General features: G+C 65.8%; 4 protein-coding genes. 1 reads left to right on the top strand and 3 read right to left on the bottom strand.

Translation table 11 applies throughout. The annotated features are described in order from the left end of the window. Positions 1-16: 16 nt before the first annotated feature. Both DI573_RS12645 and mobF read right to left on the bottom strand, forming a co-directional pair. Positions 17-367, bottom strand: coding sequence for a sulfate permease (locus DI573_RS12645; protein WP_292814865.1), 351 nt, complete (start codon positions 365-367; stop codon positions 17-19). A gap of 81 nt (positions 368-448) precedes the next feature. After that, complete coding sequence (mobF, locus tag DI573_RS12640) at positions 449-3,925, bottom strand: MobF family relaxase (RefSeq protein ID WP_292814862.1); 3,477 nt, start codon at positions 3,923-3,925, stop codon at positions 449-451. A gap of 498 nt (positions 3,926-4,423) precedes the next feature. On the opposite strand from mobF, the gene DI573_RS12635 reads away from it, so the two are divergent. Then, positions 4,424-7,294, top strand: a complete 2,871-nt coding sequence (locus DI573_RS12635) for an NB-ARC domain-containing protein (protein ID WP_292814859.1) — start codon at positions 4,424-4,426, stop codon at positions 7,292-7,294. On the opposite strand, the gene DI573_RS12630 is transcribed toward DI573_RS12635, so the two are convergent. Further along, positions 7,272-8,087: condensation domain-containing protein (locus tag DI573_RS12630; RefSeq protein ID WP_363331366.1), on the bottom strand; the 816-nt coding region annotated here is incomplete at its 5' end. The two genes, DI573_RS12635 and DI573_RS12630, sit on opposite strands and share 23 nt — an antisense overlap.

The following is an 8,087-nucleotide window of genomic DNA, read 5'->3' as shown; positions in this document are numbered from 1 at the left end:
CGTTGGCGGTTGAATCTCAGCCGACTGGCATCGTCTTGCTTATGGCCACTCTCGCGTTGCGGTAGCGCCGCTCGACCGCCCGCACGCGGAGCAACCGCACCAGCGTGACCGGCCCGTTCACGACGAATTTGATCGCGTTCCAAAGGCACACGAGCACGAGCAAGTAGATCCACCCGGGCGCGCCGCCTACCACCCACTGCGCGAGCGCTGCGGCAATGACGATGTAGACGACCGCCAGGAGCATGGCAGGCACGCCCCACTTTAGCCCGCGCCGGGTGTGGGTGGCACGGAGGACGATGTTCGTCGGCATCGTCCGCTGGATGAACGCGTAGAGGCGGCTCACGAAGGCGATCAGCAGTTGGAACATCGTCCAGGCCTCTCCTTCAGGTGTCGGGCTCTGATTGCGCTCAGGTTACGCCTCGCCCTCCGGCGTCGATAGGACCATCCACTACAGGCTGTGGACAGCGCGCGTGCGCGCAGGTGTCCGCCGCGGCTGGGTAGGAGCATCCGCCCGCGAAAGCCAGACTGCGCGATCTCGCGCGACAGCTGCGGCCGCGGCATCCATTCGCTGGTTGGGTGACGAAGCGGGAGCGCCGAGCGCGTCATCCTCGAGAACGCCGTACCGGTCGCGGTAGGCAGCAACGATTCGCACCTGGTGGCGCCAGGCACTCGCCCGCGCCGAATCGACGGGGATTCGCCCGAGCGATGCGATCCACCTCTCCCCCGACACCACCGCAGCATCGACGAGCGCAGACGCACGCTCCTCGATGAGGTGGGCCCGTTCGTCGAGGGCACGCCGCATCTCGGCATCCGTCTCCCCCATCGCCATTGGGATGAGGCCGGCGATGAGCCGCTGCCCACTCCCCCGCGCGCTGCCGCTCGACGGCCGAGCGAGGACGTGCTCGAGGCGTTCGTGTAGCACGGCTGCGGCATCCTGAGCATCTTCGAATCCGCGCGCGGCAGCGATGCGCGGCAGAAGCGTCTCGACGTTGTGGCCGAGCGCTTCGGCACGTCGAAGGCCTGCCGCCAGGGCACCGAAGGCGTCCGACTCGATCGCCGCTTCGGCCAGTTCGGCGGGTAGCCCGCATGCGTGGATGAGATTCGTCCAACGCGGCCGTTGTGCGGATGCCGCGATCGTGTAGTACTCGGCGGCGAGCTGCGCGATCGAGCCCCAGCTCTCCTGCTCGGCGGCGATCGTCTCGTGGGCCGACAGCTCGGCGCCGACGTGGCCGAGCACGCCCGAGAGGATGTCGCGCGCGGTGGCATCGGGACGCTCGCCCGGGTGCCGAGAGGAGTGATTGTCGTCGGGGCGAGACACAACCACGTAGGCATTGTTCGAGGCTCTCCCACGCGTCATCGCGACGTACAGGTTCTCGCGCGTCGTCCCGGGCTCGACGACTGCGTGCGCGGTGGCGGTCGTGATCCCCTGCGCCCGGTAGGCGGTCACCGCGTAGCCGAGGTCGACGTTCTCGGCCACGTACTCGGCCGGCAGCGTGATCGGTCGGGCGCCGGCGCGGTCGGAGTTCTGCACGCGCAGCGAGCCGTCGCGACGAACGGCGACGACCTTCCATCGCGCGCCGTTGCGCACCCAGTCGCGTCCCGAGCGCAGACGGCGGTCGTTCTTGCGGGTGATGATGACGTCGCCGGTGGATGCTGCGGACTCATCGCGCAGGGACGCGTCCACCGAGGCATCCACGATGCCCGAGAGAATTAGTTCGGCGCGCGCCCGCCGGTTGAGCGTGGCGACCGCCTCGCCCGTCTCGGCGACGAGCACCGACGACATGCCGGAGGCGATGTCTTGGAGCCAGGCGCTGTACGCGGCATCCGCCATTGCGTCAGCGTCGCCACCGACGATCCGGTCGTGCGCGCCGTACGCGTCGAGGGCTTGCAGTCGCCCGTTGCGAAGGCCGAGGGATGCCTTTTTCTCCCACGCATTGCGGAAGCGGTGCACGTCGGCGAGCTCAGGCGCATCGGAGCGCGCTTCGACGAGCATCCGGAACGCGCCGCCGGCGTCGACCGACTGCAGTTGCGCCCAGTCCCCCACCAGGAGCACCTTCGCCCCCGCCTGCGTCGCCAGCGTGCTGATGCGATCGAGGGTGAGGGTGCCGGCGAGGGATGCCTCGTCGATGATGACGAGCTGCGAGTTGCGGACCGTTGCGCGGCCCTGGTTGTGCTCGTGCAACCACTTGGCGGTGTTCTCGGTCGCGATGCCGAGGTCGTCGGCGAGTTCGCGCGCGGCCGCTGCGGACGGAGCGAGTCCGATGACCGAGCCGCGTCCGTGCTCGTGCTCCCACGCGAGGCGAAGCGTGTGCATCGCGGTTGTCTTGCCGGCGCCTGCCGGGCCGATCAACACGTCGAGCGAACGCGCGGAGGTTGCGATCGAGTGGAGCGCCGCGCGCTGATCCTCGCCGAGGACAATCCCGTGAGTGCGGCGCGCACGCTCCGCTCGCTCGACAGTTGCAGCGCTGACCACCGGCGCATCGGTCGCGTGCGACGCGGCGAGCAGTCGCTCCTCCGCGTCGAGCAGCGCAATCGATGAGTAGCGCGCGGAGTTGCGCGGACGGAAGACGCTCGTCTCATCGGCACGTCGAAACTCCGCGGGCGAGACGGCGAGCTCGGGTGGAGTGAGTCGCGTGGAGCGCTGCTCCGCGGCATCCGTGATCATGCCCACGATCGCTTCGCGGTCCTCGGTCGCGGCGAACCGCCAGCCCATCGTCTGGCGCGCGGCCTCGGCATAGAGGTTCCAGCGGGTCCACGTCGAGCGACGCTCGCTCGCGGCCTCGACGACGCGGACGGCGAGCTGGTCCAGGATGCCGCGCTCGATGTCCTCGGCACGCAACGGCTGCGGGGCGTCACGGTGACTCACCGCCGTGCGCGCCCACGCGGTCGCGTCGACGCCGAGCAGTCGACTGGCGCGGGTGCGCCACTCGTGCGTGAGATCGGCGAGCGACCGGAGTTGCTTCTCGGGACGCGTCGCGAGCGTCGCCTGCTGACGCAGCCGGATGATCGTCACCTTCGACGGCGCGCGCCCGTGCGTGACGATGTACTCGTCGATCAGCCGGTCCTTCTCGATATCAATGTGACGCGAACGCGACGAGAACTCGGCGACGAGTTGCTCGGGCACGGTTGCGATGGCCCACACCGGGTTGCGATCGGATTCGCGCTCGCGCCGCTCCCACTGGACGCCGAGCGCACGCGACAGGTAGTCGGCGAACACGGCGGTGTGCATTTCGGACAGCGCAACCGTCGCCGCGTGCAGCGGACGCCCGTCGAGCGAGCGCCAATTGCCATCGAACACCGCGCGGACCTTGTTGCTCACCACGACGTGCGTGTGCAACTGCGGATCGCCCGCGCGGGAGTCGAAGTGATCGAACGCGGCGGCGATCAGTCCGTGGACCTCGACCTGCGCGACGGCGCCATCACGGCCCGCTTCGCCGGCTCGAGTCGCGGCCAGTTCACGCTCCATGAAGGCGAGAATGTCATCGATCGCCTTGTGATGCGCGGCAGCGATGGTCGCCTGGGTGTTGGCGTCGGCCACCGCCCAGAGAACCGACGCCGACTTCGACAGCGAGAACGTGAAGTCGTATCCGGCAACGGCGCGGCGGTGGGTCGGCGCTGGAGTGTCGGAATTCGGGCGATCGGGGCTCGCATCGGATGCCGCGTACACGGGATACGCCCGACCGAGCGGAGCGCCCGTCCCGGGGTCGCGACCCATGCCCAAAAGCAAATCAAGCTGGGCCTCGGATACCCGCGATCCCGCGTCGATTCGGCCGTCGGCGAGCGCCGGCAGACCGCTCCCGCGCCAGCGACCCGGCGGGGTGCCGGCCTCGGCGTAGTAGCGGGTGAGCGGGGTGGAGAGCGGTCGGTCGCCGTCGGCCGCGGCCACGGTGCGAAGGAGGTACTTGTACCCATCCCCCGCGCTCATCACCCGCATCGACACCGACACCCGGCACCGCCTCTCCTCTGCCAGAGAGGTGGTGAAGTGGTACCCGCGCGGGTGGTGACTTCTGTTGCGACAATTCCTCTTCCGCCTCGATCTGCAAGACGTGTGGCCGCATTCGTGCGACTCGGAGGAGCAAGCTCGCCCTCAAAGTCGCAGAGTGCGGCCGGGCTGTTTGAAGCGCAGGGATCCGGGGCTGTTAGGTCTCCCGTGACCAACTCCATCCGGCGGGTCTGACTGATCTCACTACAGAAGAGTTGCGGGCCGAACTAACGCCAAGCATCTGGGATAGGGCTCGTCGATCGCCGACAGTCGATTGGGCGACGCCGAGTGCCACGCACACGAGTCGGAAACGAACGATCCTGCGTGATGAGTCCCAGGCCGACTTGGACGACGCGCGGATCCATGCTGTTAGACGCTTGAGGCAGAGTGTTCGGCGAGACCGACTATGTTCGTGCTAGTCAGAATGCCCTGGGGAGCCGAATGACGAGACTGATCAAGATTGCCTCGCCAGTCGAGGTGGCGGTGGACGTGATTTTCGTCCACGGACTGGATGGGGACGCCCTCGAGACTTGGGGCAATGACGGCGCCACCAACTGGCTCGAATGGCTGGCCACCGATGTTCCTGGCGTGCGGGTTTGGACGCTCGACTACGACGCCGCCTCGTCCAAACTGCGCGGTGCGGCCATGCGATTGGAGGACCGCACTGTCAACGTCTTGGAGGCACTGAGTCTCGAAGACCTTGGGGCGAGGCCCATCTGCTTCGTGGCGCACAGCCTCGGTGGACTGCTCGTCAAGGAGGTGATCCTTGAATCGCGGCTAGAACGGGAACACAAGGCCAAGCTGAGCGCTGCAATCGCGGGGGTAGTATTCCTTTCCACGCCGCACTCAGGCTCAGCACTGGCGAGTATCGCCAAGGCGCTCGTACCATTCCTCCCTAGCAACGCAATCTTCGACCTTGGACTCGATGACGCACATCTCCGCAGAATGGGAACGCATTACCGCGATTGGGCAGACTCGTCTCCTGCCACCCACCTCGTCCTGTATGAGACACGAAAGACGCGTCGCGTGAGGGTCGTATCGCCCCGCTCCGCTGATCCTGGACTGTCCCGTGTAAAGCCGATCCCTGTAGACGAGGATCATGTGTCGATTGCGAAGCCCGCCACTCGCGATGACCTTGTGTACAAGAGCATACTTAGGCTGGTTCGCGACACACGATCGTCGATGGACGGCCAGCCCAGCGAGGCGGCACTACACCACGATCCCGCGATACCGGACAGCTCTCCACCGACCGATCCGGTCGCCACATCCGAGTCGGCCACGACGCCGACCGGAATCACGACATCTCCGAGGATCAGTTCCCAGACCCCGTACTTCCTAATGCGACGTGCCGTCAGCGATCAGCTACTTCCGCTCGAGGCGGGGGGAGCGTCACTCGTGGCGTTGTCCGGCCCCCCTGGCATCGGCAAGACAACGCTCGTGACCCAGTGGGCGAGCAGCCACTCAGACCGGTTCCCGGGCGCACAGCTGTACGTCAACATGAACGGCTACGGTCCTGGCCCGCGGATTGACTTGTCTGAGTTGACTCGAATCCTTCTAACGGCACTTGGGACGCCCCCGACGGCGATCCCTGAAGGCGACGACGAACGGCTCGCCCTGTGCCGGACGCAACTCTCGGGAGCAGGAAATCTCCTCGTCTTGGACAATGTCGAGTCAGCAGTTCAGGTCGCACGCCTGCTGTCACCGTTCCCGCCATGCGCCACGCTTGTCACGAGCCGAGACACGCTCGAGCCATTGGTCCTTTCAGGCGCGCTTGCAGTGAAAGTGCCGCCGTTCACCGAGAGCGAGTCGAGCGAGTACCTCGAGAATCGCTTGGGCGCGAGTTGGCTCCGCGCTGATAGGGCAAGCGTCGACCTAGTCATCGAGACGTGCTCGGGGGTTCCGCTCGCTCTGGGATTGGTGGGCGCGCGCGCGTCGATGGATGCGCTCACCTCCACTGATGTGGCCACCCAACTCACGTCCGCAGAAGGCGCCCTCGACTTCCTCGATCTCGGCGACGATCGATCAGGCATCGCGGCCGTCTACTCGTGGTCGTTGTCGAAGCTATCGACGTCAGCACGGTCGGCCTTCGCCTTCATTGGACTTCTGAGGTCCAGGCGCTTCAGGCGCGACCTCATCCGTGCGGGACTGAGACTGACCGACCGAGAGGCTCAGCAGAGTCTGCTCGAGCTCAGACGCGCAAGCCTTGTCGACGCGCAGAACTCCAGCCTGTTCTCTGCGCACGACCTCACACTGCAGGTCGCCGCCAGCGGCGCGTACAAATGGCTCAGCGAGGCCGAGTGCGATCGCGCATGGTCAGGAGTCGTTCGCTTTCTCGCTTCCGCTGCATACGCAGCGGATCGCGTGCTGTATCCAAAGCGCTCTGAGATCCCCCTCCACGTCTCGAAAGAGACGGACCTCGGCGCACTAACCTACTCGAAGGCGTTCGAGTGGTTCCGCGAGTCGCTGGCGGCGGCTCTGGCGGTGCTCGACAATGCCCCGCGTCCGGCCAATACTCACGAGCTCTGGCAGCTTTCTTGGGGCCTAACGACGTATCTTGATCGGTCTGGAAGTTGGGAAGATTACGCTCGCTCCCAACGCGCGGGAGTCGAGCTCGCGCGGTCGCTGAACGATCCTCAGCTCATCGCGATTAGTCAGCGTCTGCTCGCAACCGCGCTAACCAGGACGGGCCACCACGACGAGGCGCGTGAACGTCTGTCAGAGTCACTACTCTTGTCCGATTCCCAGTCAGAGGCTGCACGGACCACGCTTGCTTTGGCGTTCGTTAACGGCGCGCAGGGCGAATTCGCTCCCGCGCTGAACCTCGCCAGTCAGGCATTCGAGATCTACAACGACGAAGACGACGAGGTTGGCGCGGCCCGAGCGCTCAGCTTTGTTGTGGCCTATAGGACGCAGGTCGATCCGCACCACCCCGAGAGCCCCGCCGACATAAGGCGGGCCATCGGGACGCTTCGATCGCTCTCGAATACGTGGGAGCTTGGACATGCGCTCTACCATGAAGGCGCCCTCCACCGAGAGCTCGGTAATCTGGGCGAGGCGGTGGATTCGTTCGCCGAGTCCGCCGAGATCTTCAGGACGACGGAGGATCCGTATCTGGAAGCGCGTGCTTGGACCGCCGCCGGGGATTCCGCAGCCAAACGAGACGACCATGTAACGGCGTACCGGCATTGGAGCCGCGCACGAGGGCTACTTGCGGCCTTCGGGCCAGCCTTCACCGCCGGTTTCTCGGAGCGATTCGCCGACTCGAATGAGACGGCGAGCGAGCCGCTACCTACTCCGCATCCGATGCCATAGCCTCAACCACGCGCCAGGCCGGCAGATTCGGGTTCGACATCCAGCGCGCAAGCACGGAACGCACTCGAGTCGTCAGTTCCGCGATGACTTCGAATCCATAGACGGACGGATCGTATCGCCCGTCAAACGTCCACTTTCCGTCCCGTTCAGCGACAACGATCCGCAGACCACCCCGTGGCATCTGCGCTGCAGTCTCCCTAACGACAGCTTGACCGGATGCGACACCCTCGGGGAATGCAACCCCCTGGGCGTAGGGGATGTCGAAGTTCACGTATCGGGGAATGTCACCAAGCCGACCCGCATAACGGACAGCGTAGAGGCGCGCGTCGAGATCAAGAGTCACGTTTGAATGCGGGTAATCCTGGTGAAAGGACGAAACGACGAGACCCTTGCTCTCGTTCGCTACAAGTTCGACGAAGGTGAGCGAGGGTCCAATATCCGTCACGATCACGACGGAGTTGGCGAAGCCCCCAACCTCCTGCGCGAATCTGGCCGGAAGTCGGTTTGCAAAGGCCCCGAGAACCGCCACTGGCGCGCTTTCGCTCACGCCGCGCTCGACCCTCATCGCCCAGAGAGCGACTTTCCACACGACGCCAATCGCCGCAAACAAGCTGCCACCTGCCGTAGCCGCAGCGCCAGCCAAGAATTGTGTCGCTGCGACGTCGAAGGTCAAGTTGAACTGGCGAGCCGCCGTTCGCTCCGCCCTCGGGAGGACCGATGCGAAACCTGATGCTGGGAGCGGGCCCAACTCGCCAAGTCGTCGTACCCAGAAATCGCGTAGCCTCTGACCGCG

This window comes from Microbacterium sp., from assembly GCF_003248605.1.
Taxonomy (GTDB): Bacteria; Actinomycetota; Actinomycetes; order Actinomycetales; family Microbacteriaceae; genus Microbacterium.
The sequence above is the reverse complement of the archived record's forward strand: the minus strand, read 5'-3'. Positions and strand labels throughout refer to the sequence as shown.